The sequence below is a fragment of the Actinokineospora sp. genome (assembly GCF_052390155.1).
Lineage (GTDB): Bacteria > Actinomycetota > Actinomycetes > Mycobacteriales > Pseudonocardiaceae > Actinokineospora.
In genome coordinates this window covers 124388-150917 of record NZ_JBQTHF010000024.1, presented here as the reverse complement: position 1 = coordinate 150917, position 26530 = coordinate 124388, and the positions used below count along the sequence as shown (strand labels likewise).

Genomic DNA, 26530 nt, shown 5'->3' with positions numbered 1-26530 from the left:
TGAACGACCCCGGCCGGACTGTCCGTTCGCGGGGGGACCCTACCCTGGGTGCCCACCGCTCAGTCTGTTCCTAGTGCGGCACTAGACGAGGCCGAGCGCGGGTTCGAAGGCCAGTTCGGCCGCGCCGATCAGCTTGACGTCCGCGCCCATCGTGGAGGCCAGGATGCGGGTGCCGCCGATGGCCCGGCTGACCAGGCTGCGCCTGCTGACCTCGGCGCCGACCCTGGCCACCAGCGGCGCGGGCAGCACGGTGAACAGGTCGCCCAGCACCACCAGTTCCGGGCTGAACGCGTTCACGATGTTGACCAGCCCCAGGATGAGCCACTCGGTGAATTCGCCGAGGCGGTCCGCCACCCGCTCGGGTCGCGCCGACAACGCGCGCAGCTCGGCGACCACGGCACCGCGCGGGGACCCCTCGGGCAGGTCCAGCGCCCGGCACAGCGCGACCTCGCCGACCTCGGTCTCCCAGCAGCCGCGGCTGCCGCAGTAGCAGGCCCGGCCCGCCGGGTTGATCACCATGTGGCCGAGTTCGCCCACATAGCCCGCGGTGCCGCGCAGGGCGGCCCCGTCGGAGATGACGCCGCCGCCGACGCCGATGTCGGCCGAGACGTACACGGCGTCGAGCGAGCCGCGGGCGGCGCCGCGCAGGTGTTCGGCGAGGGCGGCGATCTCGGCGTCGTTGCCGACCCGGATCGGCACGCCGAGGACGCCGCCGAGCCGGTCGCCCAGCGGGATGTCGCGCCATTGCAGGTTGGGTGCCTCGTGCACGAAGCCGTCCGAGCGGCGCACGACGCCGGGCACCGAGATGCCCGCGCCGACCATCCGCACGTCCAACTCCTCGGCGAGGACCCGGGTGGACTCGATGACGTGGGTGATCACCTCGTCGGGCTGGCGGGCCTTGCCGCGCAGGTTCCAACTGTTGCGGCCGAGCATCTCCCCGCCGAGGCCGACGAGCGCGATCGCGACCTGCTCGACCCGGATGTCGACGGCCAGCACCACCGCGGCGTGCGGCTGGGGCAGCACCAGCAGCGACGGCCGACCGGCGCCGGTCCGCATCCGCGGCACCCGCTCCTCCACGACGCCGGACTCGGCCAGGCCGTCGACCAGGGCCTTGATGGTGCTGCGGTTGAGCCCGAGCTCGGTGGCCAGCGACGCCCGCGTACACGGGCCGTCGACGTGCAGTCTGCGCAGCAGGGCGGTGCGGTTGTGCCTGCGCACCTCGTCGGGGCGCGCGCCCGCCGTCGGTGTGCTGGTCACTGGCTCGCCTCTCCGATCGACCCCGGCCTAGTGCGCCACCGCCGCGCGCCTGCGGGAGAGGGCGTCCACGGTCGCCGCGAGCAACAGTACGAGTCCGGTGACGATGTTGACCACCGCGGCGGGCTGCTTGAGCAGGCCCAACCCGTTCTCGACGACGGCGAGCACGAGCCCGCCGACCACCGCGTGGAACACCTTGCCGCGGCCCCCGAACAGGGAGGTGCCGCCGATGACGGCCGCGCCCACGGCGAACAGCAGGGTATTGAGCCCACCCGCCTGCGGGTCGACCGATCCCACCTTCGAGGAGTACACGATGGCGCCCAGCGCGGCCACCGACGAGCAGACCACGAAGACGCTGGCCCGGATCTTGCTCACGTTGATGCCCGCGCGCCGGGCCGCCTCCGCGTTGCCGCCGACGGCGTAGATGTGGCGGCCGTAGCGGGTGCGGTTGAGCACGTAGGTGCCGACGACCAGCAGCACCAGCACGATCGGCACCACGTAGGGCACGCCCTGGATGACGACGAAGTCGTTGGGCGAGCGGTTGAGCGTGAGCGCGAAGGTCGCGAGCGCGGCGAGCACCGCGACTGCGACGACCTTGGCCAGCACGATCGGCGTCGGCGCGGTGACCAGGCCGCGGCCGAGCCGGGTGAAGTGCTCGCCGAGCACCACAGCCGCGTAGCCGCCCGCGCCCACCGCGAACAGCACCCAGCTTCCCGCGACCGACAGGTTGCCGTTGGCGACGGAGAACAGCACCGGCTGGGTGCCGATGCCGAAGACGCCGCCCTGGCCGATGAACTGCAGGATGACGCCCTGCCAGGTGATGAACAGCGCCAGCGTCACCACGAACGACGGCATGCCGATCTTGGACACCAGGAATCCGGTGATCACGCCGATGGCGGTGCCGACGCACAGCGCGAGCAGCATCTCCACCCACGGGTTGGGCGCCGCGCCGGACATCGCGATCGCCACGGCGACCAGCGAGAGCGCCGCGCCCGCCCAGATCCGCATCAGCAGCGCGAGCACGGCAGCGACCACCAGGCCGCCGACGAAGACAGAGAACACCGTCGAGCCCATGCCGCCGAGCAGGTTGCCCGAGCGGACGTAGTGCATGGCCATCACCGCGGCGCAGACGCCGGACGCGGTACCCGCGGACAGGTCGATCTCGCCGAGCAGCAGGACGAACACCAGGCCCATCGCGATGATCATCTTGCCTGCGCCCTGGGCGACCAGGTTGGCGGTGTTGTCCAGGGTCAGGAAGCTGTCCGACAGCGCCCAGAACACCAGGACGAGCGCGGTGAGCCCGAGCACGGCGGGCAGCGAGCCGAGGTCGCCGCCGCGCAGCCGCCCGACGTAGCCGCGGACGGCCTCGCCGGTGGACTGGGTGGTGGTGTCGATGCCGAAGTCGGAGATGGCGCCGCCGGTGTCGCTCCTGGGCGGGGCGGGCGCCGGAATGTCAGTCATGGATTCCTCGATCAGACGGTGGCGGTCTCGGGACGGGCGAGACCGAGGTCTCCAGAACGGCCCGCGGTGATCAGCTCGACGACCTGGCCGTGCGTGACGTCGCGGGTGGCGACCTCGGCGACCATCCGGCCGAGGTAGAGCGTGGCGATGCGATCGGCTACCTCGAACACGTCGGCCATGTTGTGGCTGATCAGCACCACCCCAAGGCCCTGCTCGGCGAGCCTGCGGACCAGGTCGAGCACCTGGCGGGTCTGCGCGACGCCGAGGGCGGCTGTCGGCTCGTCCAAGAGCACGACCTTGCTCTCCCACAGCACCGCCTTGGCGATGGCCACGGTCTGGCGCTGGCCGCCGGACAGCGACGACACGGGGGTGCGCACCGACCGGACCGTGCGCACCGACAGCGAGGCGAGCGTGTCGCGGGCGGCCTTCTCCATGCCCGCCTCGTCCAGCAGCCACTGGCTGCCGCGCTCGCGGCCGAGGAACATGTTCTGCACGATGTCGAGGTTGTCGGCCAGCGCGAGGTCCTGGTAGACGACCTCGATGCCGAGCTGGGCGGCGTCTCGGGGCCCGCTGACAGACACCGGGCGGCCGTCGAAGCGCACCTGGCCGGAGTCGGTCGGGTGGATGCCCGCGACACACTTGACCAGGGTGGACTTGCCCGCGCCGTTGTCGCCGACGAGCGCGGTGACCTCGCCAGCGCGGACGGTGAAGTCCACGTCGTGCAGCACGTGCACCGGTCCGAAGCTCTTGTTGAGCCCGGTGATCTCCAGAATGGGGTCGCTCATGACGCCCCCTCGCGGACGCACTGTGACATTGATTCGCTCGCAAGCTCGCTCATGGGGCGCGGTCTCCTCGCCGGGAGGAAGCCGTCCCCGGTGCGGCGCGACACCGGGGACGGACAGGGGTGGGACGGATCAGCCGATGCCGAGTTGCGCGCACACGGCGGCCAGCTCCCCGCCGCAGATCTCGGTCGCCTTGACGTAACCCTCGGCCACGACCGTCTTGACCTCGTTCTTCGTGGTCAGCTTCGGCTCCAGCAGCAGCGACTTGACCTTGCGGTTGCCCTTGGGGTCGTCGCTGGACTGCCCGGCGATCTTGTCGGCGGCGGCCGTGTCGCCCTTGGCCAGCGCGGCTGCCAGCTTGGCGGCGCCCTCGGCCTCGGCCTTGATCGGCTTGAACACGGTCATGTACTGGTCGCCGCGCAGCACGGCCATCAGGCCGTCCGGGGTGGCGTCCTGGCCGGTCACCGGAACCTTGCCGTTGAGGCCGTTCTTGCGCAGCACGGTGATGACCGCGCCCGCGAGGCCGTCGTTGGCGGCCACGACGCCGTCGACCTTGCCGCCGTTGCCGGTCAGGATCTGCTCGAAGGTGACGCCGCCCTTCTGGTTGTCCCAGCCGTCGATCGGCTGGCTCTGCACCAGCTTGAGCGCGCCGGAGGCGTAGAGCGGCTTGAGGACGTTCTGCTGGCCGTTGTAGAAGAGCGTCGCGTTGTTGTCCGTCGGCGCGCCCTCGATCTCGATCACCTGCGCGCCCTGCTTGCCCTTGAGCGCGTCGGCCAGTCCCTGGCCCTGCAGCTCGCCGACCTTCACGTTGTCGAAGGACACGTAGTACTCGGAGCTGCCGCCGAGGTTGAGCCGGTCGTAGTCGATGGTGGGGATGCCGCGGGCCTTGGCCTTCGCCGCGACCGCGCTGCCGACCTCGCTGTTGATCGCGGCGATGACCAGTACCTTGACGCCCTGGCTGATCATGCCGTCGGCGAGGGTGCTGAACTTCTGCACGTCGCCCTGCGCGTTCTGGATGTCCGCGTCGAGGCCCTCGGCCCGCATGGCGGCTTCGAGCATGGGTTTGTCGAAGCCCTCCCAGCGCGCGGAGGTGGCGGTCTCCGGGAGGATGACGCCGACCTTGACCCCGCCCGCGCTGGGTGCCTGGCTCTGCCCCGAGCCGCCTGCCGCCGGTGTCTCCTGGTTGGCCCCGCAGGCCGTCAGGGCGAGGGAGAACCCCACACCCGCGGCGAGGATGGCCAGAGTCTTGCTGCGCATCAGTCGTCCCTTTCGATGCTGCGGGGACGCCGCCTGGGCCCGGGCGACGACCGGTGGGGAAATGTTGTGGTGCACAACATATGCCTCGACAGGGGGTGACGCAAACCATACTGATTCGATTCAGTGGGCCGAGCCGGACACGGTTTGGCAACGGCGGCGACATCTGAGGGCAATCAGGATGCGGTCGACGGTCACTTGCCCACGACTCCACGGGGACGTACGCTATTCTGTACGTAAGGAGGTGTCGGGTGAAGACGATGAGCTACTCCGAGTCTCGCGCCAAGTACGCCGAGACCCTGGACTCCGTGGTCAACGACCGAGAAGAAGTGGTGATCACCCGCGCCGGGCACGAACCGGTCGTCATGGTGTCGCTGGACGACTACCAGTCGCTCAAGGAGACCGCCTACCTGTTGCGCAGCCCGGAGAACGCGCGCCGCCTGATCACCTCGATCGAGCGCCTGGAGTCCGGCGGCGGCACCCAGCACGACCTCGCCGAGTGAAGCTGGTCTGGGACGAGTTCGCCTGGGATGACTACGTCTGGTGGCAGACCGAGGACCGGAAGATCCTCAAGCGCGTCAACGACCTGATCAAGGACATCGGGCGCAACGGAAACGCGGGCATCGGCAAGCCAGAGCCGCTCAAGCACGGCTTCCAGGGCTACTGGTCCCGCCGCATCACCGACGAACACCGGTTGGTCTACAAGGTCGCCGGAGACGAGATCCGCATCGCCGCCTGTCGCTACCACTACGGGAAGTAGTCGGCGGCACGCCACTCACCAGGAGCGGAGGGTGGCAGGGTCTCCTGACGTCGGCGAAACGGCCGGTACCGGTCAGGCGCGTCGCGCCGTCCACATCCGCAGAACCGCGGCGATCTTCTCGATGTCGTCCTCATCGCCCGCGGCGACCGAAAGCACGAACTCGGTGGCTTGCTCCACATCCGGGGCGAAATCAGCGCCGTTGAGCGCGAGGAACGTGCGGCAGGCGACCCGCCAGCCGGTCGAGGATCTCCGCGTCCCTGGCCACCACGTCGCGGGCGATGGCCATGACCGACTTGTGCCGCATAGCCGCCAGGCGTTCCTGAACGGCCTCGACCACGAAGCCGTTGATGGACGCCCCTTCGGCCGCCGCACGCAGCTCAGCGTCGAACTCGTCCGGGAACCGCAAGGTCATCGTCGCCACAGCACCATGCTACCGCCCAATGGTGGCATCGCGCGGTTGCACGTAGCCGCGCCTACCAGGAGCGGAGGGTGGCTATCCGCTCTTCCAACTGCTCCACCGTCGCCATCGCGGTCGGTGGCCCGCCGCAGGTCTTGCGGAGTTCGCCGTGAATCAGGCCGTGCGGCTTACCCGTGCGGTGGTGAGCCATCCCGACCAGCGCGTTCAGCTCCTTACGCAAGGTCGCCAGGCGTTCCTGGACACTCTGGGGGCGGCTCGCCTTGGGCTCGTCCGGCTTGCGGTCGGCCGCCCGGCGCGACCGCTCGTCGAGTTGGGATTCCTGCCGTTGGCGAAGCAGTGCGCGGACCTGGTCGGGCTCCAGCAGACCCGGCAGGCCGAGGTACTCCTGCTCCTCCGCCGACCCGGCGAACGCCGCCGTGCCGAACGACGAACCGTCGAAGATCACCTGATCGAGTTCGGCGGAGGCGCTCAGTGAGGTGAACGCCTTCTCCTCGTCGCCGAGTTCGTCCTTGGTCCGGTTGGCGTCGGCCAGGAGGTCGTCCTCCCAGCCCTCCTTCTCCCGGTGCGGCTTGCCGAGCACGTGGTCGCGTTCGGCTTCGAGCTGGCTGGCGAGGTCGAGCAGCACCGGCACCGACGGCAAGAACACGCTCGCGGTCTCCCCCGGCCGCCGGGCACGCACATAGCGGCCGATGGCCTGGGCGAAGAACAGCGGCGTCGACGCGCTGGTGGCGTAGACGCCGACGGCGAGCCGCGGGACATCGACGCCCTCGCTGACCATGCGGACCGCGACCAGCCACCGGGAGTCCGACTCGGCGAACTCGGCGATCCGGCTGGACGCCTTCGGGTCGTCGGAGAGCACCAGCGCGGGCGGCTCGCCGGTGATGGTGTGCAGGATCGTGGCGTACGCCTTCGCCGAGACGTGGTCCGACGCGATGACCAGGCCGCCCGCGTCCGGGACACCGTCGCGGACCTGGGTCAGCCGCACGTCGGCGGCACCCAGCACCGACGGCACCCACTCCCCCGTCGGGTCCAGTGCGGTGCGCCAGGCGCGGGCTGTCTGCTCGGCGGTGAGCGGCTCGCCGAGGCGGGCGGTGAACTCCTCGCCCGCGCTCGTGCGCCAGCTCGCCTCGCCCGAGTAGGCCAGGAAGATCACCGGCCGGACGACGCCGTCGCGCAGGGCGTCGGCGTAGCCGTAGGTGTGGTCGGCCTTGCTGCGCAGGTAGCCCGCGCCGTCCGGCTCGTAGTCGATGAACGGGATGGGCGAGTCGTCGCTGCGGAAGGGGGTGCCGGTGAGGCCGAGGCGGCGGGTGGCCGGGGTGAACGCCTCGCGGACGGCCTCGCCCCAGCTCTTGGCGTCGCCGCCGTGGTGGATCTCGTCGAGCACGACCAGGGTCTTGCGCTGCTCGGTGCGCACCCGGTGCAGCGTCGGGTGTGCGGCGACCTGCGCGTAGGTGACCGCGACGCCGACATAGTCGCGGGAGGTGGCGCCCATCGAGTTGGTGAAGTTCGGGTCGATCGGGATGCCCGCCGCGTTCGCGGACGCGGCCCACTGGTATTTGAGATGCTCGGTCGGGGCGACGATCGTCAGCCGCTCGACCGTGCGGTCGGCCAGCAGTTCGGCCGCGACCCGCAGGCCGAACACCGTCTTGCCCGCGCCCGGGGTGGCGACGGCGAGGAAGTCCTTCGGCCGCCGGGTGAGGTACTTGGTCAGCGCCCGGCGCTGCCAGTCGCGCAGGGGTCGCGCCGCCGGGGTGCCGCGCGCCTGCGAGTCCGGTTCCACCTCGGCCCGGGTCACGGGATGCCCCAGCTCCTTCCACGCACGTCGACAGGTCCTGGACAGACGAACGCCCTCAGCGGCACCCGGCGGGCGGTCGGTGTCCGCCGGTCGTGCCCCGGTGAGGGCGTCGTTGAGAATACCCGCCGCGCGGACAAGACCGCCGTGTGACGCGGCACTCGGGCAGCGCCTGGTCACGCGACACGCGGGTAACGATCAGCGAGCGGTCGCGCCGAACAGGCCCGGATGGACCATGCTTGTCACCGCGATGACCGCGCAGCCTGGACCCCAGCCCGCCGAGGTCGCCCCTCCCGCAGCGCACGACCAGCGCCGGGGGCCGTGGCGGCTTGTCAAGCGCACCCTGTCCAAGGCGTGGGAGGGCAACCTGTTCTCCGAGGCGGCCGAGGCGGCGTTCTGGCAGGTGCTCTCGCTGCCGCCGCTGCTGCTGGGCCTGCTGGGCAGCCTGGGCTTCGTGGCCGAGTGGTTCGGCAAGGACGTCATCGACGCGGTGCAGGCCGACCTGATCGACATCTCCCGCACGGCGTTCAGCGAGAACGTGGTGACGCAGATCATCCAGCCCACGGTGTCCGACATCCTCACCGTGGGGCGCGGCGAGATCGTGTCCGTCGGCTTCCTGATCTCGCTGTGGGCGGGGTCCTCGGCGATGTCGTCGTTCGTCGACGCGATCACGGTGGCGCACGACCAGTACGGCGTGCGCAACGAGGTGTGGCAGCGGATCTTCGCCCTGCTGCTCTACGTGGCGAGCCTGGTGCTGCTGGTTGTCGGCCTACCGGTGTTGGCGCTGGGCCCGGACCTGCTGCCGAACCTGTTCCCGGTGTCCTGGCGGGCGACGGTCACCTCCTGGGTGGACGTCACCTACTACCCGATCATCGGCCTGCTGATCGTGCTGGCGCTGGCGACGCTCTACAAGCTCGCCCTGCCGCGCAAGCTGCCGTGGCACCGCGGGCTGCCGGGTGCGATCCTGGCGATGGCGTTCTTCCTGCTCTCCAGCATCGCCCTCCGGCTCTACATCGGGTGGATAACCACCACCGGCTACACCTACGGCGCGCTGGCCACGCCGATCGCGTTCCTGCTGTTCGCCTTCTTCATCGGCCTGGCCGTGGTCATCGGCGCCTACTTCAACGCCGCCATCCAGGACATGTGGCCTGCCAGGATGACCAGTCGCGAGCGCAGGCGGTGGCGGCGGCTGGAGATGGAGCGGGCCGCGGAGAAGATCCGCTCGGGCGAGCGCGAGCGCGCCTGGGACGCGGAGCGACCCGCGGTGTCCGAGGACGCGGTGCCCGAGACGCCTGAATTGCGTGAATCATCCTCACGGATGACCCGGTTTCGGCCCGGGGGCTGAGTCCGGCGGTGGCGCGCTGTGTCAGGCTGATCACCGCTCGCTCACCGGTGTAGGTGTCGCCCCGGCGACCGTTCTTCGAGGGGAATCCCATGTCTGTGCTGGCTCGGCTGAGCCTGGCCAACCGTGGCCTGATCGGGCTGCTCAGCCTGCTGATCATCGGCTTCGGCGCGTTCACGCTGCCATCGCTCAAGCAACAACTCTTCCCCTCGATCCAGGTGCCCGCGGCCGTGGTGATCGCGCCGTACCCGGGTGCCTCGCCCGAGGCCGTGGACAGCCAGGTGGCCGCGCCGATCGAGTCGAGTCTGCGGGGGATCGCGGGCGTCGAGACGATCACCACGAGGTCCGCGGAGAGTTCGGCGACCATCCAGGTCCAGTTCGCCTTCGGGACCGACATCGACGCCGCGGTCGGCCAGATGCAGCAGGCGGTCAACCGGCTGCGCCCGCAGTTGCCCCAAGGTGTCGACCCCACGGTCGTGCAGGGCAGCACCGACGACATCCCGGTCGTGCTGCTGGCCGCGGCGGCGGGCGGCGACGAGGCGGCCGCGGCCGCTCGGCTGCGCACCGAGGCGGTGCCCGGCCTGGAGGAGATCCCCGGTGTGCGCGCGGCGACGGTCACCGGCACGCGCGCGGAGACCGTCATCGTGACCGTCGACTACGCCAAGCTGGCCGCCGCCCGGGTCGACCCGGCGGCGTTGACCGGCGCGCTGACGGCGGCGGGCAGGCCGGTGCCCGCGGGTGGGGTGAGCGAGGGCGACCAGGCGCTCACCGTCCAGGTCGGCGGCCCGCTGGGCTCGATGGACGACCTGCGGAACCTGGTGCTGCCCGCGGCGGGCGCGGTGGTGCGACTGGCCGACGTGGCCACGGTCGAGCCCGGTCTCGCCGCGCCGACCGCCATCACCCGCACCAACGGCGAGCCGACGCTGGGCATCTCGGTGACCATGACCACCGACGGCAACGCGGTGGATATCTCCAAGGCGGTCCGGGGCAAGCTCGACGAGCTGAGCCGGGCCGCCGACAGCAAGCTGACCGTGGTCTACGACCAGGGCCCCGAGGTGGAGCGCGCGATCGGCGGGCTGACCACCGAGGGCCTGCTCGGCCTCGCGTTCGCCGTCGCGGTGATCCTGCTGTTCCTGCTGTCGGTGCGCTCGACGCTGGTCACCGCGGTGTCCATTCCGCTGTCGGTGCTGGTGGCGCTGATCGCGCTGTGGTCGGGCGACCTGTCGCTGAACCTGCTCACCCTGGGCGGGCTGACCATCGCCGTCGGCCGGGTCGTCGACGACGCGATCGTGGTGCTGGAGAACATCAAGCGACATCTCGGCTACGGCGAGGAGAAACAGCGCGCGGTGCTCGACGGCACCCGCGAGGTGGCGGGCGCGGTGACGGCGTCGACGCTGACCACGGTGGCGGTGTTCCTGCCGATCGCGTTCGTCGGCGGCATCGCGGGCGAGCTGTTCGGGCCGTTCTCGATCACGGTGACCGTGGCGCTGCTGGCCTCGCTGCTGGTGTCGCTGACGATCGTGCCGGTGCTCGCGTTCTGGCTGCTCAAGCCGCCGGTCGTGCCGACCGACCCGGCCGAGGCCGAGGCGGCGCGGCTGGCGGTGCTGGAGAAGGAGCGGCGCAGCCCGCTGCAGCGGGCCTACGTGCCGGTGCTGGGGTTCGCCACGCGCAGGCGCTGGGTCACCGTGCTCATCGCGCTGCTGATCTTCGGCGGCACCATCGGCCTGGCGAGCAGGCTGGAGACCAACTTCCTCGACGACTCCGGTGGCACCACCCTGCAACTGAGCCAGGAATTGGCGCCGGGCGCCAGCCTGGAGACGCGCGACGAGGCGGCGGCGAAGCTGGAGGCCGTGCTGGCCGACACCCGCGAGATCACGATCTACCAGGTCACCGTCGGCAACGACGACACCTTCGCCGGACTGGGCCGGTCCACCAACGGCGTCACCTCGATCAACGCTTCCGTGCTGGTGGGCACCGACCTGAAGGCGCTGGAGACGAGACTGGCCGAGCGGATCGCGGCGATCCCGGGCACGGGCGTGGTGAAGTTCGGCGCCGAGGCCGCCGGGTTCGCCTCCGACACCGTCGAGGTCGTCGTCACCGCGCCGGACGCCGACGCCCTGCGCGTCGCCGCCGACACCGTGCGGCAGGCCGTGGCGGGCACGCCGGGGCTCACCGAGGTCACCAACGACCTGGCCGAGAGCTCGCCCCGGGTGCAGGTGTCGGTCGACCAGCAGGCGGCCGCCGCCCGCGGGCTGAGCACGCAGACCGTGGGCCAGCTCGCCACCCAGGCGCTGCGCGGCCTCACCGTCGCCACCCTGCCGATCGACGGCACCCAGCGCGAGATCGTGCTGCGCACCGGGACCGCGCCGCGGGATGTGGCGGCGCTGCGGGCACTGCCGCTGCCGAGTCCGGCGGGCCCGGTCACCCTCGGCGAGGTCGCCCAGGTGTCCACTGTGGACGGCCCGGTGCAGGTGCGGCGCACCTCGGGCGACCGCAGCGCCACCGTCTCGGCCAAGGCCACCGGGTCCGACCTGGGCAAGGTGACCGCGGATCTCACCCAGCGGCTCGACGGGGTGCGGCTCGCGGGCGGCTCGGACTACGAGATCGGCGGCGTGAGCGCCGACCAGGCCGAGACCTTCGGCGACCTCGGGCTGGCCATGCTGGCGGCCATCGCGATCGTGTTCCTGATCATGGTGGGCGCGTTCCGCAGCCTGATCCAGCCGCTGATCCTGCTGGTGTCCATCCCGTTCGCGGCGACCGGCGCGATCGGGCTGCTGCTGGTCACCGGGACGCCGCTGGGCCTGCCCGCGCTGATCGGCATGCTGATGCTCGTCGGCATCGTGGTCACCAACGCCATCGTGCTCATCGACCTGGTCAACCAGTACCGGGCGAGCGGGATGAGCGTGCGGGACGCGGTGATCGAGGGCGGCCGCAGGCGGCTGCGGCCGATCCTGATGACCGCCGCGGCGACGATCTTCGCGCTGCTGCCGATGGCGCTCGGGCTGACCGGCGAGGGCGGGTTCATCGGCCAGCCGCTGGCGCTGGTGGTCATCGGCGGGCTGGTGAGCTCCACCCTGCTGACGCTGGTCCTGGTGCCCACGCTCTACACGATGGTGGAGAACCGCAAGGAGAAACGCCGCGCCAAGCGGGCGGCCAAGCACGCCCCGGCGGACCCGGTCCGGGAGCCCGAACCCAGCAACGCCTGAGGTGTGGCGGTGGCCACCTCCCGTCCGGCAGGTGGCCACCGGCTCAGTCGTTCATGGACTCGAAGACCTTCTTGCAGTCGGGACAGACCGGCGAGCCGGGCTTGGGCGACTTGGTCACCGGGAACACCTCGCCGCACAGGGCGACGACCATGTTGCCCATGACCGCGCTCTCGGCGATCTTGTTCTTGCGGACGTAGTGGAACATCTTGGGTGTGTCGTCGGTCGTGGTGTCTGCGCCCTCGGGCCTGGTGTCGACCTCGGGCAGCGTCTGGGTCGGTGCGCTCACCACACCATGATGCAACATCGGGCGGAAATCATGTCGCGGAGCCGTCCCGGCCGGCAGGATGCCCGCATGTTCCAGAAGGTGTTGGCAAGCCTCGGCTCGGGCGGCGCGAAGGTCGACGCCCGGCTCCTCGACCGCACGATCCGTCCGGGCGGCACATTGCACGGCGAGGTCCTGCTCACCGGCGGCCAGGTCGACCAGGAGGTCGAGTCGCTCGGGGTGCGGCTGCTCGCCCGCGTCCAGTCCGACGGCGACCGGCCGGAGACCGCGGACCTGCCGTTCCAGAGCGTGCACCTGGCCGGGCGGGAGCTGGTCCGCGCGGGCGCGCAGATCACGGTGCCGTTCGAGGTGCAGATGCCGTGGGAGACCCCGATCACCTCGGTGCTCGGCAAGTACCTCACCGGCATGGCCGTGGGCCTGCAGACGACGCTGAGCCTCGCGGGCACGGTGGTCGACCCGCAGGACGTGGACGCGGTGGCGATCGAGCCGACGCCCGCGCAGCACCGCATCCTCGACGCGATGAGCAGGCTCGGCTTCCAGTTCCGCGCGGCGGCCCTGGAGCGCAACCGGCTCGACGGCGTCGACCAGCAGCTCCCGTTCTTCCAGGAGATCACCTTCACCACGGCGCCCGCGTTCGCGCGCGCGTTCAGCGAGGTCTCGGTGACCTTCCTGGCCCGGCCGCACGACGTCCAGGTGGTGCTCGACGTGGTCAAGAAGGTCCGCGTCGCCAAGGGCGGCGGGCTCGGCGGGCGCGGCCAGTCGATGCTCGGCTCGTTCGTGGTGGAGTACGCCGCGATGGGCCGGACGAACTGGGAGCAGCAGATCGAGGGCTGGCTGCGCCAGGTGGCGGGCCCACGCGGCATCTTCGACTGATCCGGGCCCGGTGGGAGTTCGCGCCTTGATCGCGCGGATACTGCCCTGTCGTGACTGGAAACCCCACTGACCACCTGGTTCTGGCCGACGAGGTCGCCGAGGCGCTGGCGGCGGGCCGCGGCGTGGTCGCCCTGGAGAGCACGCTGCTCGCGCACGGACTGCCCGCGGGCCGCAACCACGAGGTCGGACTGCGGCTGGAGCGGATCGTCCGCGCGGCGGGCGCGGTGCCCGCGACGATCGCGGTGCTCGGCGGGAAGGCCCGGATCGGGCTGACCGCGGCCGAACTGGAGCAGGTGTGCGCGGTGGGCACCGATCTGCTCAAGCTGTCCCGCCGCGACCTCGGCCCGGCGCTGGCCCTGCGGCGCGACGGCGCGACCACCGTGGCGAGCACCGCCGCGCTCGCCCACCAGGCGGGCATCGGCGTGTTCGCGACCGGCGGCCTCGGCGGGGTGCACCTGACCCTGCCGCGCGGCGCCGCGGCCTGGGACGTGTCGGCGGACCTCGACGTGCTGTCGCACACCCCGGTCACCGTGGTGTGCTCCGGGGTGAAGTCGGTGCTCGACATCGCCGCGACCGTCGAGGTGCTGGAGACCCGGTCGGTGCCCGTCCTGGGCTACCGCACCGACTCGTTCCCCTCGTTCTACCTGCGGGTGTCGGCGTTCCCCGTGCCGTGGCGGGTGGACACGCCCGCAGAGGCCGCGGCCGTCATCGCCGCGCACCGGGCGCACGTGCCGGGCGGGGCGGGCGTGCTGCTGGCCAACCCGATCCCGGCCGAGCACGAACTCGACCGCGAGCTGCACGACCGGCTGCTGCTGGAGGGCATGGACCTGTTGCGGGAGCGGAACATCCGCGGCAAGGACGTCACCCCGGCGCTGCTGGAGCACTTCCACGCCGGCAGCGACGGCGCGAGTCTCACCGCCAACACCGAACTGGTGGCCGACAACGCGCGCGTCGCCGCGGAGGTGGCCGTGGAGCTGGCTCAGGCGTCGCGGCGGTAGAGCCGGGCGACGACGTCCTCGATCTCGGGCTCCTGCACGGACAGGTCGCGCAGCGGCACCGCGCGGGCGAGCGCGGCGACGACCTCCCCCGCGGCCGCGCCGTGCAGGGCGAGGGTGACCCGGCGGCCGTCCGCCTCGACGGCGGTGACGGCCGCGCCCGGCAGCACCAGGCCGTCGGGCCAGGGCGCGTCCAGGTCGGCGACGACCGAGCGGCGCGAACCGTAGCGGGCGTGCAGTTCGTCCAGCGTGCCGTCGTGCACGACGCGGCCGTGGTCGATCACCACGAGCCTGCGGCAGAGCTTCTCGATGTCGGCCAGGTCGTGCGTGGTGAGCACGACCGTGGTGTCGCCGCGGGTGTCGAGTTCGACCAGGAACGACCGCACAGCCTGCTTGCTGAGCACGTCGAGGCCGATCGTCGGCTCGTCCAGGAACAGCACCTCCGGTCCGTGCAGCAGCGCGGCGGTCAGCTCGCCGCGCATGCGCTGGCCCAGCGAGAGTTGCCGGACCGGCGTGTCGCGGAACTCGTCCAGGCCGAGCAGGTGGGTGCAGCGGGCGAGCCGGGCGGCGTGGTCGGCGGCGGGCACCCGGTAGATGTGGCGCAGCAGCTCGAAGGACTCTGCCAGCGGCAGATCCCACCAGAGCTGCGAGCGCTGCCCGAACACGACGCCGATGCGCAGCGCGAGCGCCGTGCGCCGGGCCACCGGCTCCAGCCCGCACACCCGCACCTCGCCGCCGCTGGGCGTGAGCACGCCGGTCAGCATCTTGAGCGTGGTGGACTTCCCGGCGCCGTTCGGCCCGATGTAGCCGAGCAGTTCGCCGCGCTCGACGGTGAGGTCCACACCGTCCACAGCGGACACCACGTGCCGCTCCCTGCGGAGCCTGCCGACCTTGCGGCTGACCGTGAAGTCCTTGCGCAGCCCCGATGCTGAGATGATCATGACCCCGTGCTCCGGTAGTGGCGGACTCCGGTCCGCCAGAACAGCGCGGCGATCCCGGCGGCGATCAGGGCGGTGAGCGGCGAGCACCAGCGCAGCCAGTCCGGCACGCCCAGCGGGTCGGACCGGCCCAGCAGCGCGAGCGCCGGAAGGTAGGCCACGAAACCGAAGCCGAGCGCGAGGGCGAACAGGTCGCGGAACCAGTCGCCGTACATCGTGACCGGGTAGGACGTGAAATCGCGTCCGCCGTAGGTGAAGGCGTTGGACACCTCGCCCGACTCGACCCACCAGAACGCGACCGTGCCGCCCGCGACGAACAGGCTGCCGAAGAACACCGCGCCCGCGACCGGAGCGAGCACGGCGAGCACGACTCTCGCGATGTCCCAGTCGATGTCGGCGACCGCCAACGCCACCACGTAGAGCGCGATCCCCTGCACCGCCCGACCGATCCGGCGCGGCGCGAAGTTCACCGCGAGGAGCTGGCCCAGCGCCGAGAGCGGACGCAGCAGCAGCGAGTCGAACAGGCCGCTGCGCACGTACTCGCGCAGCCGGTCGGCGTTGCCGACGGCCAGATCGCCCAGCGCGAACGCGGCGGCCGACAGCGCGGCGATCAGCAGCACCTCGGTGCCGCCGAACCCGCCGAGGCCGCCGGTGACCGAGAACAGCACGAACACCGTGGCGATGTCGAGCGCGGTGGTCAGCGAACTCCCCAGCAGGTCGATGGCGAACGACATCCGGTACTGGGTCTGGCTGCGCACCTGGGCACGCACCACGGCGCGGTAGATCGCCGCTTTACCCACCCTGCACCACCAGTTTCCGCACCGCGCGCGTCTGCACGCGCCTGCACACGAACAGCAGCACGACCGTCCACGCCGCCTGGCTCGCGAGCAGCAGCAGGCCGTGGCCGGTGCCACCGCGCTCGACCACGATGTCCAGCGGCGCCTGCAGCAGCGCCGGGAACGGGGTGGCGACCCAGAGCGCCGTGCTCAGCCAGTCGGGCAGGATCGCGAGCGGGAAGTAGAGCCCGCTGCACGCGCCGGAGGCGAACACCCAGACGATCGTCACGCCGCGGATGTCGAGCAGCCAGAACGCGCTGAGCCCGATCAGGTAGCGGCAGGCGAACCCGACGAGGACGGCCAGCACGATCGACAGCGCGAACAGCGGATAGGTCACCAGGTGCTTCGGCACGTAGAGGCCGAACGCGAGCGCGCCGACCACCAGCGGCACGACAAATCTGGTGAGCAGAGCGAACCCGGCGCGGCCGACGTCGGTCCACAGGTAGGTCCACAGTGGATCGATCGGGCGCAGCAGGTCGGCCACCACATCGCCGGAGCGCACCCGCTCGGCGAGGTCGAGCATGGTCCAGCTATTGACCACGGCGAGCATTCCCTGGCCCAGCCAGACATAGCTGACCAACTGCGCCACGTCGTACCCGGCGACCGTGCTGCCCGCCGCGGCGGCCACGGCCAGCAGGATGTAGCAGCGCAGGAAGCCGAACACGACGTTGGTGAACGCGCCCGCGACGGTGGCCTGCCGGTAGGTGGCGTAGCGCCGGAAGCCCGCGACGGTCAGGGCCCACAGGGCGCGCGGCACGGCGGGCCTCCTCGGCTGCGGTGGGAAGCGGCCGCGGACACGGCGGCCGGACACGGTTTCTACCCTATGCGCGGCGGGTGCGCGACCCGTTTCGCGGCGAGAGGAGCCCGATGACGACTCGGCCGACCGTGGTGGTCGTCGGCGACGCCGGGCTCGACATCGTCGCCCGGCATGTCGGCCCGATCGCGCACGGCAGCGACTCCCGGGCGAAGGTCACGCTGAGCGTGGGCGGCGCGGGCGCGAACACCGCGGCCTGGCTCGCCAACCGGGGCGTGGACGCGGTGCTGGTCGCCCGAGTCGGCGACGACGCGGCCGGGGCGCAGGTGCGCGCCGAGTTGACCGCGGCCGGGGTGCGCTGTGCGTTCACCGTCGACCCAGGCGCGGCTACCTGTTGCGTGGTGGTGCTGGTGGACGAAACGGGGCAGCGCAGCATGTTGCCCGACCGGGGCGCCAACGCCCACCTGCGCGGCACCGACGCCGACCCCGGCCTGCTGGCAGGCGCGCGGCACCTGCACCTGTCCGGCTACGTGTTGCTCGACGAGTCGTCGCGGCAGGCCGGGATCGACGTGCTGGCCGCAGCGCGCGCCGCCGGGCTCACCACGTCGGTCGACCCGCAGGCGGCGGCGCTGATCCGCGACCCGGCCGCGTTCCTCGACGCCGTGCGCGGGGTGGACCTGCTGCTGCCCAACGCCGACGAACTGCGCGCGCTGACCGGGAACGCGCGCGACCTGCTGGACGTGGTGGGTGCGGTGGCCGTCACCGACGGGCCCGGCGAGGCGTCCTGGGTGGATCGGGACGGGACGGTGTCGGTGGCCGCGCCGAGGGCCGACTGCGCCGACTCGACCGGCGCCGGGGACGCGTTCGACGCGGGCCTGCTCACCGCATGGCTCTCCGGCGCGACACCGCGCGAGGCGCTGCTCGCCGGGGTGGCCACCGGGACCGAGGCCGTGCGCCGGGTCGGCGCCCAGCCGCCGCGTCAGCCGTCGATCACCTGACGGTCGGTCGGCTCGATCGCCTTGGCGTCCGGCCGGAACCGGTTGACCTTCTCCGCCTTGCGCGGCGCCCGGTCGTTGGCGATGAGCACCGCCATCCACGGCAGCGGGACCGACAGCGCGACGAACCCGAGCGCCAGCCACCACGTCTCGTGGAACAGGCCCGCGAGGAGCAGGCACGGCAGCCGCAAGCCCATCATGATCATGTACTTGCGCTTGCGCGCGGCGAACTGCACTTCGTACGACGGCTCGGCCTCGGTGATCAGTACCGGGGTGTCGTCCCGCTCGGCGCCCTTCACGACACCACCTCCTCGACCATCCTCCCCCGCCGGGACGCAATTGCGCCATCCGGGTGGAGGTTGGTTTCGAATCCGGCGGCCGGCGGTAGAAAGGGAGTTATGACGGTCGACTGGGTCGGGGCCTGCCGGGACTGGCGAGGCAGCCACGCGTCGACCGAGGCCACCCTGGTGCGCCATCTCGACACCCCCCGCCGCATCCTCGACGCGGCGGGCGGCACCGGCCGCGAAGCCGTGCGGCTCGCCCTGCGCGGGCACGAGGTCACCGTGCTCGACCCAGCAGGCGCGATGCTGACCACCGCCATGGACCACGCCGACGCCGCCGGGGTGGCCGACCGGGTACACGTCGTGCAGGCGATGGCCGAGGATGCCCCGGACCTGTTCGGCACCCACGACTTCGACGTCGTGCTCTGCCACAACCTGTTGCAGTACGCGCAAGACCGGGTCGCCATGCTGCGCGCCCTGGTGGCACCGCTGCGGCCGGGCGGCCTGCTGTCGGTCCTGAGCCCCACCCCGGCCTCGGGCGACCCGTTCGCGTGCGCGGCGGACGAGGTGGTCGCCGACCTGGCCGCCGTGGGCGCGAACGTCCTGGCCCGCTACGACCTGCCCCGCGAGAGCGACCAGCCAGCCGCCCTGGTCCACCTCATCGCCCGCCACTGACACAGCCTGTGGACAGCCGTTTGCTGCCCTGACCGAACCCGCGACCCTTCACGAACATACGAAGGGGGACGGCGTGCCGCTCAAGGTGCGACAGATCATCAAACTCATCGAAGCGGATGGTTGGCGACACACTTCGACCTGTGGAAGCCATCGACAATTCACGCATTCGACCAAGCCTGGACGAGTCACCGTGGCAGGTGCTCCGAGCAAGGACTTGCCGATCGGAATCGAGCGCAGCATCCTGAGGCAAGCGGGTATCACCAGGAGGACTCCGTGAGCAGCTACGTGATCATCATCGAGCGCGCAGAAGACGGTGGCTTCGGGGCCTGGTGTCCGGATCTTCCTGGATGCGTCGCCCTGGCGGACAGCTACGACGAGACAGTGGTCGAGATGCAGAAGGCCATCGCATTCCACCTCCGCGGGATGCGAGCCAACGGGGAGCCCGTCCCGCCGCCGTCGGCCATCGGTGCGACCACGGTCGACGCGGCCTGAGCAACCGCTTCCAGTTGATCTTGGTGAGCTGATCCGACCCACCGCCGCGGCGCGTGCGAGCATTCCCGGGTGCCGCCCCGCCTCAGCGCCGACTTCTGCGACCGCCTCCGCGACTCCCTGCACGCCGCCGAGTACGACGCCGACGCGGTGGTGGCCCTCCTGGGCGAGCAGGCGCACGCCGCCCTCGGGCGGGGGGAACCCGAGCCCGCGCGCCGGGCGACGCGGGCGGGTGCGCCGCTGGACACGCTGGTGCGCCTGTTCCTCGTCGGCGACGCGCAGCCGCGGGCCAAGGTGGCCCAGACGCTCGGCGACGTCGACGCGGCCGTGGCGGCGGGGCTGCTGCGCGCCGACGGCGACCAGGTTCGCGCGGGTCTCGACCTGCGCCCCTACAGCGACGGCCAGGGCTGCTGGTGGGTGTTCGCCGACCTCGACGCGGAGCAGCTCGGTGGGCCGGTCGGGGCCGATCACGTGCTCGGCATCGGACCCGCGTCGCTGAGTCTGACTCGGGCGACGACGCGCAGGCCGGTCGGGTCGCTGCTCGACCTCGGCACCGGCTGCGGCGTGCAGGCCCTGCACGCGAGCAGGCACGCCGAGCGGGTCACCGCGACCGACCTGTCCGCCCGCGCCCTCGCGCTGGCGACCGCGACGTTCCGGCTCAACGGGCTCACCGTCGAGACCGCGCGCGGGCCGTGGTTCGAGCCGGTCGCGGGACGGCGGTTCGACCAGGTGGTGTGCAATCCGCCGTTCGTGGTGGGGCCGCCGCGGGTCGACTACGTCTACCGCGACTCGGGTCTCGCGGGCGACGGCGCCAGCGCGCACGTCGTGCGCGGGCTGCCCGGCGTGCTCGCCGAGGGCGGCGTCGGCCACCTGCTCGCGTCGTGGCTGCACCGCCGCGGCGAGGACTGGGCCGACCGGGTGACCCAGTGGCTGCCCGACGAGGGCGTCGACGCGTGGTTCGTCCAGCGCGACGTCGCCGAGCCCGCGCTCTACGTCGGCACCTGGCTGCGCGACGCGGGTATCGACCCGCGCTCGGCCGAGGGCGCCGCGAAGACGTCCGCCTGGCTCGACTGGTTCGCCGACAACGACGTCGTGGGCATCGGGTTCGGGTTCGTCACCCTGCGCGCCACCGACTGCGACACCGAGGTCGCCTGCGAAGACCTCCGGCACGCCTACGACGACCCGCTGGGCCCCGAGGCGGGCGCCTGGCTCGACCGGGTCGCCTGGCTGCGCGCCAACTCCGACCCGAAGCGGCTGCTGTCGGCGACCCTGGTCGTGCCGCCGAGCGTGGTGCTGGAGCAGGTGTCCGAACCGGGCGCGGAGGGCTGGTCCGAGCTGGTCCGCAGGCTGCACCGGACCGACGGCCCTGGCTGGCAGCAGGAGACCGACGAGCTGGTCACCGCGCTGCTCGGCGGCTGCCGCGGCCACGTGTCGCTGGCCGGACTGCTCACCCTGCTCGGCATCGCGACCGACCTGTCCGCCGAGGAGTTGGTCACTGCCGCGCTGCCTGTGGTGGTCGACCTGATCCAGCACGGGATGCTGCTGCCGGTGGAGCTGGCGTGAGGGCGGTCGTGGCGCGGGTCACCAGCGCCTCGGTGACCGTCGATGGCGAGATCGTCGGCCGGATCGATGAGCCGGGTCTGCTGGTACTGCTCGGCGTGCACATCGACGACACACCGGACAAAGCCGCCACGATGGCCCGCAAACTGCACGAACTCCGCATCCTGCGCGACGAGCAGTCGTGCGCAGGCACAGATGCGCCACTGTTGATAGTGAGTCAATTCACACTGTACGGCGAGACCCGCAAGGGCAGGCGCCCGTCCTGGACCACGGCCGCGCGGCCCGAGGACGCCGAACCGCTCATCGACGCCACCGTGGCCGAACTCCGCGCCCGCGGCGCCCGGGTGGAAACCGGCCGCTTCCGCGCGATGATGGCCGTCGAGAGCGTCAACGACGGCCCGTTCACCGTGCTTGTCGAGATCTGACCGGTTCAGGCCAGCACACCGTCTCCCGTGGACGGTCCCCACCCTCGAAAGTATGACCCGGCCGCCCCCCTCCGGGCTGATGCGCCGCGACCGCGCGCGGTGCGAACGTTGGCGTCGCGACACCGCCGACTTCTCAGGGAAACCTCAGGTAAACCTGAACAACCAGTCGTTCGGCAACGACGTCATCTAGATGGGAAGCCGGGAACGAATCCGGTCCCGATCGCGTTTTGCAGAGCAGAACCACCGCGACAGGGGGAGGGAGCACCATGACGGTCCCGCAACAGCGCGAGCCCGAGGTGACCTACGAAGCCGACCTCGACGCCCAAGGCCCCGCGGCCGATCTGGTCCGCGTGTACCTCAACGGGATCGGACGCACGGCATTGCTGACCGCGGCGCAGGAGGTGGAGCTGGCCAAGCGCATCGAGGCGGGGGTCTTCGCGCAGCACATGCTCGACACCGCGCCCGACCTGTCGCACGCCCGCCGCGCCGAACTGCGCGCGCTGGTCGCCGACGGCCACGTCGCCAAGAACCACCTGCTGGAGGCGAACCTGCGCCTCGTCGTGTCGCTCGCCAAGCGCTACACCGGGCGCGGCATGCCGCTGCTGGACCTGATCCAGGAGGGCAACCTCGGTCTCATCCGCGCGGTGGAGAAGTTCGACTACACCAAGGGTTTCAAGTTCTCGACGTACGCGACGTGGTGGATCCGGCAGGCCATCACCCGTGGCATGGCCGACCAGGGCCGCACCATCCGGCTGCCCGTCCACCTGGTGGAACAGGTGAACAAGCTCGCCCGGATCAAGCGGGACCTGCACCAGCAGCTCGGCCGCGAGGCCACCAAGGACGAGCTGGCCAGGGAAGCCGGGCTCACCACCGCCAAGGTCTCCGACCTGCTGGACCACGCCCGTGACCCGGTAAGCCTCGACATGCCCGTCGGCTCGGACGAGGACGCCCCCCTCGGTGACTTCATTCAGGACGGCGAAGCCACCGACGCCGAGAGCGCCGTGATCTCCGGCCTCCTCCAAGACGACATGCGTCGCGTCCTCGCCACCCTGGACGACCGTGAGCAGTTGGTCATCCGCCTCCGCTACGGCCTCGACGACGGCCAGCCACGCACCCTCGACCAGATCGGCAAGCGCTTCGGCCTGTCCCGCGAACGCGTCCGCCAGATCGAACGCGAGGTCATGTCCAAGCTCCGCCAAGGCGAACGCGCCGAAAAGCTCCGCGCCTACGCAAGCTAACCCCCTGGACGACGGCGGGGAAAGAAAGTGACCACAGCGAGCAACCTCACCGCGCCCACTCACGTCACCTAGATAGCAGCGTTGACATGTGACCGCAGTCACGGCACCGTCAACCTCACAATCTACGCGGCCCGGAACCCAGCTCCCTTGACGTTCCGAGTCGCCCGCGACGGGAGGCCGGGACGGCCGGGGGCCGCCCCGGCCTTCCGGCATAGCCCCGCATGTTCGCGGAGGGCGCTCACCCGGTTGCCTCCAGGGTTTCACCCTGGGGGCCCGAGCCCGAGGTGTTGCGAGAGGCTCGCTGTCAAGGGTCGGCGGAACGCCGATCGCGCAGCGACGGCCGCCCTTTACAGCGAGACGCGACACCATAAAATCCGCCCCGCCCCCACCGATCCACGCGCGCCACCTCCCACGCCACCGATCGATGCGCGCCACCACACACACCACCGGTCTTTGACGCCCCAGCACGGCCAGCCGATCATGTGCGTAACCCCACACGCCGCCCCGCCCCACCGATGGGTGAGCGCAACCGGAGTACGTTTCCCGGAAAGACGCGTGCAAGGGAGCCTCGCCAATCGTGACCGCCACCACGAATTTCACCTACACCGATGTCCTGCCGCTAGCCCCAGACCACACCACCGAATACCGGCTCGTGAGCCCAGCAGGCGTGCGCGTCATCGAGGCCGCCGGTCGAAAGTTCCTCCAGGTCGACCCGGCAGCCCTGACCCTCCTGGCCAAAGAAGCAATCCAGGACATCCAGCACCTCCTGCGCCCCTCCCACCTCGCCCAGCTCCGCGCGATCGTCGACGACCCCGAGGCCAGCGCCAACGACCGGTTCGTCGCCATGGACCTGCTCCGCAACGCGTGCATCTCGGCGGGCGGCGTGCTGCCGATGTGCCAGGACACCGGCACCGCGATCGTGATGGGTAAGCGCAGCGAGAACGTGCTCACCGGCGGCACCGACGAGCAGGCGCTTGCGCGGGGCATCTACGAGGCGTACCAGGAGCTGAACCTGCGTTATTCGCAGATGGCGCCGGTGACGTTCTGGGACGAGCAGAACACCGGCACCAACCTGCCCGCGCAGATCGACATCCACACCAAGCCGGGCACGGACCCGAGCTACGAGTTCCTGTTCATGGCCAAGGGCGGCGGCTCGGCCAACAAGACTTTCCTATACCAGGAGACCAAAGCCGTGTTGAACCCGACGCGGCTGGCGAAGTTCCTCGACGAGAAGCTGCGCAGTCTTGGCACGGCCGCGTGTCCGCCGTACCACCTGGCGATCGTCGTCGGCGGGCTGTCCGCGGAGCAGAACCTCAAGGTGGCCAAGCTCGCGTCCGCGCGCTACCTGGACACCCTGCCGACCGAGGGTTCCGCGCTGGGCAACGCTTTCCGCGATGTCGACCTGGAGCTGCAGGTGCTGGACATGACCCGGCAGTTCGGCATCGGCGCGCAGTTCGGCGGCAAGTACTTCTGCCACGACGTCCGCGTCATCCGGCTTCCCCGGCACGGCGCGTCCTGCCCGGTGGGGCTCGCCGTGTCGTGTTCGGCCGACCGGCAGGCCAAGGCGAAGATCACCCCGGACGGCGTGTTCATCGAGCAGTTGGAGCGCGACCCGGCGCACTTTCTGCCCGACGTGCGCGGCGACGAACTGTCCGACGAGGTCGTGCGGATCGATCTCACCCGCCCGATGGCCGAGATCCGCGCCACGCTGTCCGCGCTGCCGGTGAAGACGCGGCTCTCACTGACCGGCCCGCTGGTGGTGGCGCGCGACATCGCGCACGCCAAGATCAAGGAACTGCTCGACGCGGGCGAGCCGATGCCGGACTACCTCAAGGATCACCCGGTGTACTACGCGGGCCCGGCGAAGACCCCCGAGGGCTACGCGTCCGGCTCGTTCGGCCCGACCACGGCGGGCCGGATGGACTCCTACGTCGAGCAGTTCCAGGCCGCAGGCGGCTCGATGGTCATGCTGGCCAAGGGAAACCGCTCCCGACAGGTCACCGACGCGTGCCAGGCGCACGGCGGGTTCTACCTCGGCTCGATCGGCGGCCCGGCTGCCCGGCTCGCGCAGGACTGCATCAAGCGGGTCGACGTCCTGGAGTACGCGGAACTCGGGATGGAGGCGGTGTGGAAGATCGAGGTCGAGGACTTCCCCGCGTTCATCGTGGTGGACGACAAGGGAAACGACTTCTTCGCGGGCACCTCGCAGCCGACGCTGCAGATCTCGTTCCGCCGCTGAGTCCATAATGGACAGACCCGTGTCTTGACGGCGCGGGGTGCTGTCGTGTTCCATCGGTGGCGTCGCGTGTCGCGGGCGACTCGCCCGAGCATGGAGGCACTGGAACCACCGGGATTTCCCATGACAGTCCGACTTGACCACACCGCCGTGTTCGCCGAAGACCGGCACACCGCGGCACAATTCCTCACCGAACTGTTCGACCTGCCCGCGCCCGTCCCCGCAGGCCCGTTCCTGGCCGTGCCGCTCGGCAACGGCGTGACGCTGGACTACATCCAGGCGGACGGCCCGGTTTCCTCGCAGCACTACGCGTTTCTGGTCACCGAGGCCGAGTTCGACGCGATCATGGCCCGGATCGAGCGGCTCCGGCTGGACTACTGGGCCGACCCGCACCAGCGGCAGCCCGGCGAGATCAACACCAATTTCGGCGGCCGCGGCGTCTACTTCGCCGATCCCAGCGGGCATTGGCTCGAAGTGATCACCCGCACCTACGGCTGACCCGGCGGCGGGCGGCGTCCCCATGGGAGCCGCCCGCGCGCGTCAGGGGCCTTCGACAATCACCACAGTGCGCTTGCCCAGTGGTTCGCCCAGCGGCACCGAGATCGGCCGCGGCGTCAGCACCGTGGCGCAGATCTGGCCCTCGGGCCCGCCCTGCGTCTGCGCCATCGGACTCAGCGCGACGCGCACAGCCGACGCGGTGGCCTCGACAACGCGGCCCTCGACGCCCGCACAGCTATCCATGGCGACGGCGATCAACTCCAGCACGGTGCCGTCCGCCGACACCCACACCCGGCGATCGGTGTAGGTCGCGGGCAGCCCCTTGGCGTCGACCTGGGTGGGCGGCAGTTCGCGCAGCCCGGGCGGCACGGCCACCCCGGTCGGGTCGACGCTCACCTGCGGCGGGGCGGGAACGGGCCCGCTCACCTCGGGCGGGGGTGCGGAGGAGGTGGAGATCACCACCGTGGTGGTCTCGGGGGCGGCGCCCACGCCCACCTGGTCGGCACGCTGGCCGCACGCCGTCAGGACGAGCAGGGCCAGGACCGCACCGGCGGTCAACAACGAGATCCTCATGGTCGAAGGACGGTACTCGGCACCGCCTCGGTTGCACGACGCCAGCGGTGCCCCGGCCGGGGGGCAGCCGACCGGGGCACCAGGGAGGAGGCTCTACTCGGTGCGCTGCTCCCCTTGCAGCACGACCTTGCGCTCGCCGAGTGGCTGGGCGAGTTCGACGGTCAGCTTGGGGTAGCGCAGATCCATCGTGCACATCTGCGACTTCGCCGGTGTCGTCTCGACGATCTTCACCACGATCTGGGCGCCGGACTGGTCGGCGACCTCGGCGCTCGCCTTGCCGCAGCCGCCTTCCTGGGCGACCACGCCGACGGCCTTGCCGGTGTCCTCGGTCCACACCATGACCGGATAGTTCTGCGGCAGCGCGGAGACGTCGACCTGCGCGGCGGGAACGGCCGTGCCGCCCGAGGGCGGCGTGCGCGCGGGCTGGCGGTCCGGTTCGTCGGACTGCTCCGGCGCCTGCGGCTCGGCCGCGGGCGGCGGCTGCTGCCCGGGCTGGATCGGGTCTTCCTGCGGGGTGGCGCAGGCGGTCAGCACCGCGAGCAGAACGCCTGCGCCGGCAATGGTTCCTAGGCGTTTCATGTGCGGAGGACGGACCCGGGCGGCGCGCGGGTT

The 26530-nt window shown here is 71.2% G+C and carries 28 protein-coding genes; 15 read left to right on the top strand and 13 right to left on the bottom strand.

The window, feature by feature from the left end:
* Nucleotides 1-81: 81 nt before the first annotated feature.
* From ACT4N7_RS09335 to ACT4N7_RS09320, 4 genes are all read right to left on the bottom strand, one after another.
* Nucleotides 82-1218: an ROK family protein gene (locus ACT4N7_RS09335; protein ID WP_444828225.1), complete on the bottom strand. Its 1137-nt coding sequence runs from the start codon at nucleotides 1216-1218 to the stop codon at nucleotides 82-84.
* 66 nt (nucleotides 1219-1284) lie between these two features.
* Nucleotides 1285-2715 carry a sugar ABC transporter permease gene (locus tag ACT4N7_RS09330; protein WP_444828214.1) on the bottom strand — a complete coding sequence of 477 codons (1431 nt, stop codon included), beginning with the start codon at nucleotides 2713-2715 and terminating at the stop codon, nucleotides 1285-1287.
* 11 nt (nucleotides 2716-2726) lie between these two features.
* Nucleotides 2727-3500, bottom strand: a complete 774-nt coding sequence (locus ACT4N7_RS09325) for an ATP-binding cassette domain-containing protein (RefSeq protein WP_444828213.1) — start codon at nucleotides 3498-3500, stop codon at nucleotides 2727-2729.
* A gap of 129 nt (nucleotides 3501-3629) precedes the next feature.
* Nucleotides 3630-4754 carry a sugar ABC transporter substrate-binding protein gene (locus ACT4N7_RS09320; protein ID WP_444828212.1) on the bottom strand — a complete coding sequence of 375 codons (1125 nt, stop codon included), beginning with the start codon at nucleotides 4752-4754 and terminating at the stop codon, nucleotides 3630-3632.
* Nucleotides 4755-5011: 257 nt separating this feature from the next.
* On the opposite strand from ACT4N7_RS09320, the gene ACT4N7_RS09315 reads away from it, so the two are divergent.
* Both ACT4N7_RS09315 and ACT4N7_RS09310 read left to right on the top strand, forming a co-directional pair.
* On the top strand, nucleotides 5012-5254 hold the full coding sequence (locus ACT4N7_RS09315; protein ID WP_444828224.1) for a type II toxin-antitoxin system Phd/YefM family antitoxin: 243 nt from the start codon (nucleotides 5012-5014) through the stop codon (nucleotides 5252-5254).
* The gene (locus ACT4N7_RS09310; RefSeq protein ID WP_444828211.1) at nucleotides 5251-5511 is read left to right on the top strand and encodes a Txe/YoeB family addiction module toxin; all 261 of its coding nucleotides are present in this window, start codon (nucleotides 5251-5253) and stop codon (nucleotides 5509-5511) included. Before ACT4N7_RS09315 ends, ACT4N7_RS09310 begins: the two co-directional genes overlap by 4 nt.
* 190 nt (nucleotides 5512-5701) lie before the next feature.
* Here ACT4N7_RS09310 and ACT4N7_RS09305 read toward each other — a convergent pair whose 3' ends face one another.
* Together ACT4N7_RS09305 and ACT4N7_RS09300 are read right to left on the bottom strand one after the other, a co-directional pair.
* On the bottom strand, nucleotides 5702-5932 hold the full coding sequence (locus ACT4N7_RS09305; RefSeq protein WP_444828210.1) for a hypothetical protein: 231 nt from the start codon (nucleotides 5930-5932) through the stop codon (nucleotides 5702-5704).
* Between the two features lie 52 nt (nucleotides 5933-5984).
* Nucleotides 5985-7724 (bottom strand): DEAD/DEAH box helicase, encoded by a 1740-nt coding sequence (locus ACT4N7_RS09300; protein WP_444828209.1) that lies wholly within the window; start codon nucleotides 7722-7724, stop codon nucleotides 5985-5987.
* 247 nt (nucleotides 7725-7971) lie between these two features.
* On the opposite strand from ACT4N7_RS09300, the gene ACT4N7_RS09295 reads away from it, so the two are divergent.
* On the top strand, nucleotides 7972-9066 hold the full coding sequence (locus ACT4N7_RS09295; protein WP_444828208.1) for a YihY/virulence factor BrkB family protein: 1095 nt from the start codon (nucleotides 7972-7974) through the stop codon (nucleotides 9064-9066).
* Between the two features lie 89 nt (nucleotides 9067-9155).
* Nucleotides 9156-12269 carry an efflux RND transporter permease subunit gene (locus ACT4N7_RS09290; RefSeq protein WP_444828207.1) on the top strand — a complete coding sequence of 1038 codons (3114 nt, stop codon included), beginning with the start codon at nucleotides 9156-9158 and terminating at the stop codon, nucleotides 12267-12269.
* A gap of 43 nt (nucleotides 12270-12312) precedes the next feature.
* On the opposite strand, the gene ACT4N7_RS09285 is transcribed toward ACT4N7_RS09290, so the two are convergent.
* The gene (locus ACT4N7_RS09285; protein WP_444828206.1) at nucleotides 12313-12555 is read right to left on the bottom strand and encodes a DUF3039 domain-containing protein; all 243 of its coding nucleotides are present in this window, start codon (nucleotides 12553-12555) and stop codon (nucleotides 12313-12315) included.
* Nucleotides 12556-12621: 66 nt separating this feature from the next.
* On the opposite strand from ACT4N7_RS09285, the gene ACT4N7_RS09280 reads away from it, so the two are divergent.
* Both ACT4N7_RS09280 and ACT4N7_RS09275 read left to right on the top strand, forming a co-directional pair.
* Nucleotides 12622-13425 carry a sporulation protein gene (locus ACT4N7_RS09280; protein WP_444828205.1) on the top strand — a complete coding sequence of 268 codons (804 nt, stop codon included), beginning with the start codon at nucleotides 12622-12624 and terminating at the stop codon, nucleotides 13423-13425.
* A 50-nt stretch (nucleotides 13426-13475) separates the two neighbouring features.
* Nucleotides 13476-14423 (top strand): pseudouridine-5'-phosphate glycosidase, encoded by a 948-nt coding sequence (locus ACT4N7_RS09275; RefSeq protein ID WP_444828204.1) that lies wholly within the window; start codon nucleotides 13476-13478, stop codon nucleotides 14421-14423.
* On the opposite strand, the gene ACT4N7_RS09270 is transcribed toward ACT4N7_RS09275, so the two are convergent.
* From ACT4N7_RS09270 to ACT4N7_RS09260, 3 genes are read right to left on the bottom strand one after another with little or no spacing between them, the layout of a single operon-like run.
* A complete protein-coding gene (locus ACT4N7_RS09270; protein WP_444828203.1) occupies nucleotides 14405-15361 on the bottom strand; it encodes an ABC transporter ATP-binding protein in 957 nt (318 codons plus the stop codon). The genes ACT4N7_RS09275 and ACT4N7_RS09270 overlap by 19 nt on opposite strands.
* Nucleotides 15358-16158, bottom strand: coding sequence for an ABC transporter permease (locus tag ACT4N7_RS09265; RefSeq protein ID WP_444828202.1), 801 nt, complete (start codon nucleotides 16156-16158; stop codon nucleotides 15358-15360). The genes ACT4N7_RS09270 and ACT4N7_RS09265 overlap by 4 nt, the downstream gene beginning before the upstream one ends.
* Complete coding sequence (locus tag ACT4N7_RS09260) at nucleotides 16151-16951, bottom strand: ABC transporter permease (protein WP_444828201.1); 801 nt, start codon at nucleotides 16949-16951, stop codon at nucleotides 16151-16153. Before ACT4N7_RS09260 ends, ACT4N7_RS09265 begins: the two co-directional genes overlap by 8 nt.
* A gap of 110 nt (nucleotides 16952-17061) precedes the next feature.
* Here ACT4N7_RS09260 and ACT4N7_RS09255 point away from each other — a divergent pair, with 110 nt between their 5' ends.
* A complete protein-coding gene (locus ACT4N7_RS09255) occupies nucleotides 17062-17946 on the top strand; it encodes a carbohydrate kinase family protein (RefSeq protein ID WP_444828200.1) in 885 nt (294 codons plus the stop codon).
* Here the strand turns inward: ACT4N7_RS09255 and ACT4N7_RS09250 are convergent.
* Nucleotides 17928-18242, bottom strand: coding sequence for a DUF3099 domain-containing protein (locus tag ACT4N7_RS09250; RefSeq protein WP_444828199.1), 315 nt, complete (start codon nucleotides 18240-18242; stop codon nucleotides 17928-17930). The two genes, ACT4N7_RS09255 and ACT4N7_RS09250, sit on opposite strands and share 19 nt — an antisense overlap.
* A gap of 99 nt (nucleotides 18243-18341) precedes the next feature.
* Here ACT4N7_RS09250 and ACT4N7_RS09245 point away from each other — a divergent pair, with 99 nt between their 5' ends.
* From ACT4N7_RS09245 to ACT4N7_RS09210, 8 genes are all read left to right on the top strand, one after another.
* Nucleotides 18342-18899 (top strand): class I SAM-dependent methyltransferase, encoded by a 558-nt coding sequence (locus ACT4N7_RS09245; RefSeq protein WP_444828198.1) that lies wholly within the window; start codon nucleotides 18342-18344, stop codon nucleotides 18897-18899.
* Nucleotides 18900-18972: 73 nt separating this feature from the next.
* On the top strand, nucleotides 18973-19176 hold the full coding sequence (locus tag ACT4N7_RS09240) for a type II toxin-antitoxin system HicA family toxin (RefSeq protein WP_444828197.1): 204 nt from the start codon (nucleotides 18973-18975) through the stop codon (nucleotides 19174-19176).
* Entirely contained in the window at nucleotides 19173-19391 is a 219-nt protein-coding gene (locus ACT4N7_RS09235; protein ID WP_444828196.1) for a type II toxin-antitoxin system HicB family antitoxin, read from the top strand. Before ACT4N7_RS09240 ends, ACT4N7_RS09235 begins: the two co-directional genes overlap by 4 nt.
* A gap of 69 nt (nucleotides 19392-19460) precedes the next feature.
* Complete coding sequence (locus tag ACT4N7_RS09230) at nucleotides 19461-20951, top strand: DUF7782 domain-containing protein (protein ID WP_444828195.1); 1491 nt, start codon at nucleotides 19461-19463, stop codon at nucleotides 20949-20951.
* Nucleotides 20948-21373, top strand: coding sequence for a D-aminoacyl-tRNA deacylase (gene dtd, locus ACT4N7_RS09225; protein ID WP_444828194.1), 426 nt, complete (start codon nucleotides 20948-20950; stop codon nucleotides 21371-21373). The genes ACT4N7_RS09230 and dtd overlap by 4 nt, the downstream gene beginning before the upstream one ends.
* A gap of 266 nt (nucleotides 21374-21639) precedes the next feature.
* Complete coding sequence (locus ACT4N7_RS09220) at nucleotides 21640-22611, top strand: sigma-70 family RNA polymerase sigma factor (protein WP_444828193.1); 972 nt, start codon at nucleotides 21640-21642, stop codon at nucleotides 22609-22611.
* Nucleotides 22612-23188: 577 nt separating this feature from the next.
* The gene (locus tag ACT4N7_RS09215; RefSeq protein ID WP_444828192.1) at nucleotides 23189-24850 is read left to right on the top strand and encodes a fumarate hydratase; all 1662 of its coding nucleotides are present in this window, start codon (nucleotides 23189-23191) and stop codon (nucleotides 24848-24850) included.
* Between the two features lie 120 nt (nucleotides 24851-24970).
* Nucleotides 24971-25345: a VOC family protein gene (locus ACT4N7_RS09210; protein WP_444828191.1), complete on the top strand. Its 375-nt coding sequence runs from the start codon at nucleotides 24971-24973 to the stop codon at nucleotides 25343-25345.
* 42 nt (nucleotides 25346-25387) lie between these two features.
* Here the strand turns inward: ACT4N7_RS09210 and ACT4N7_RS09205 are convergent, their stop codons facing one another.
* Together ACT4N7_RS09205 and ACT4N7_RS09200 are read right to left on the bottom strand one after the other, a co-directional pair.
* The gene (locus ACT4N7_RS09205; RefSeq protein WP_444828190.1) at nucleotides 25388-25918 is read right to left on the bottom strand and encodes a hypothetical protein; all 531 of its coding nucleotides are present in this window, start codon (nucleotides 25916-25918) and stop codon (nucleotides 25388-25390) included.
* 93 nt (nucleotides 25919-26011) lie between these two features.
* Entirely contained in the window at nucleotides 26012-26497 is a 486-nt protein-coding gene (locus ACT4N7_RS09200) for a hypothetical protein (RefSeq protein WP_444828189.1), read from the bottom strand.
* Between the last annotated feature and the right edge of the window lie 33 nt (nucleotides 26498-26530).

Bases quoted from the DNA above. Each gene is read 5' to 3' on its own strand.
- ACT4N7_RS09205 (WP_444828190.1), bottom strand. From the start codon at position 25,918: ATGAGGATCTCGTTGTTGACCGCCGGTGCGGTCCTGGCCCTGCTCGTC.
- ACT4N7_RS09200 (WP_444828189.1), bottom strand. From the start codon at position 26,497: ATGAAACGCCTAGGAACCATTGCCGGCGCAGGCGTTCTGCTCGCGGTG.
- ACT4N7_RS09270 (WP_444828203.1), bottom strand. From the start codon at position 15,361: ATGATCATCTCAGCATCGGGGCTGCGCAAGGACTTCACGGTCAGCCGC.
- ACT4N7_RS09245 (WP_444828198.1), top strand. From the start codon at position 18,342: ATGACGGTCGACTGGGTCGGGGCCTGCCGGGACTGGCGAGGCAGCCAC.
- ACT4N7_RS09280 (WP_444828205.1), top strand. From the start codon at position 12,622: ATGTTCCAGAAGGTGTTGGCAAGCCTCGGCTCGGGCGGCGCGAAGGTC.
- ACT4N7_RS09290 (WP_444828207.1), top strand. From the start codon at position 9,156: ATGTCTGTGCTGGCTCGGCTGAGCCTGGCCAACCGTGGCCTGATCGGG.
- ACT4N7_RS09210 (WP_444828191.1), top strand. From the start codon at position 24,971: ATGACAGTCCGACTTGACCACACCGCCGTGTTCGCCGAAGACCGGCAC.
- ACT4N7_RS09315 (WP_444828224.1), top strand. From the start codon at position 5,012: ATGAGCTACTCCGAGTCTCGCGCCAAGTACGCCGAGACCCTGGACTCC.
- ACT4N7_RS09330 (WP_444828214.1), bottom strand. From the start codon at position 2,715: ATGACTGACATTCCGGCGCCCGCCCCGCCCAGGAGCGACACCGGCGGC.
- ACT4N7_RS09255 (WP_444828200.1), top strand. From the start codon at position 17,062: ATGACGACTCGGCCGACCGTGGTGGTCGTCGGCGACGCCGGGCTCGAC.
- ACT4N7_RS09325 (WP_444828213.1), bottom strand. From the start codon at position 3,500: ATGAGCGACCCCATTCTGGAGATCACCGGGCTCAACAAGAGCTTCGGA.
- ACT4N7_RS09295 (WP_444828208.1), top strand. From the start codon at position 7,972: ATGACCGCGCAGCCTGGACCCCAGCCCGCCGAGGTCGCCCCTCCCGCA.
- ACT4N7_RS09220 (WP_444828193.1), top strand. From the start codon at position 21,640: ATGACGGTCCCGCAACAGCGCGAGCCCGAGGTGACCTACGAAGCCGAC.
- ACT4N7_RS09320 (WP_444828212.1), bottom strand. From the start codon at position 4,754: ATGCGCAGCAAGACTCTGGCCATCCTCGCCGCGGGTGTGGGGTTCTCC.